We start from the raw sequence: 536 nt of genomic DNA, 5'->3' as shown, positions 1-536 counted from the left end.
TTCGAAATGTTCGACATCCATCTGATCAGGCTGACGAAAGGCAATAGACAATCCATCGACTGTTTTATGCGCAATCATTGCAGCTACGTCTTTGGCAAGACTCATGCCTGGTGTAATTTCACCAACCACTTTCAGGCCAATGTCATCTTCAGTAAGTTCAAGCCATTTACCAATGCGCATTGCAAAGATTGGATTGATATACACAAAGTTCCAGCCGTGGTTGTAATACATATGACAACGTTGAGCACCTACTTTGACTGCATTAATGTAGTCAGCGAATGCACCTTTTTCGAATTTTTCACCATGTGAGTTGATGCTTTCCCATTTGACCGCATAGCCTTCAAAACGAAATGGTGCATTTGGGTCCTGACCCTCTTCCACTCGAATTTCCAACTCTTGTAAAGGTACGAAACGCATCTCCACATTTGGTAAATTTCGATGATTACGAGCTTGAAGCGTCTTCAATTCATGCCGCAATACTTCACGATTCATTGGTTTTACCCCCTGTTTGCCCTTTCACGACACGATCAAGGGTG

General features: G+C 43.1%; 1 protein-coding gene. It reads right to left on the bottom strand.

The features are described from left to right. The coding region (locus ACNPNW_RS05510) for an HK97 family phage prohead protease (RefSeq protein ID WP_448766677.1) at positions 1 to 492 on the bottom strand (492 nt) is incomplete at its 3' end. Positions 493 to 536 lie beyond the last annotated feature (44 nt).

Source organism: Acinetobacter endophylla (genome assembly GCF_053543775.1).
This window is presented reverse-complemented; position numbering and strand designations above follow the sequence as displayed.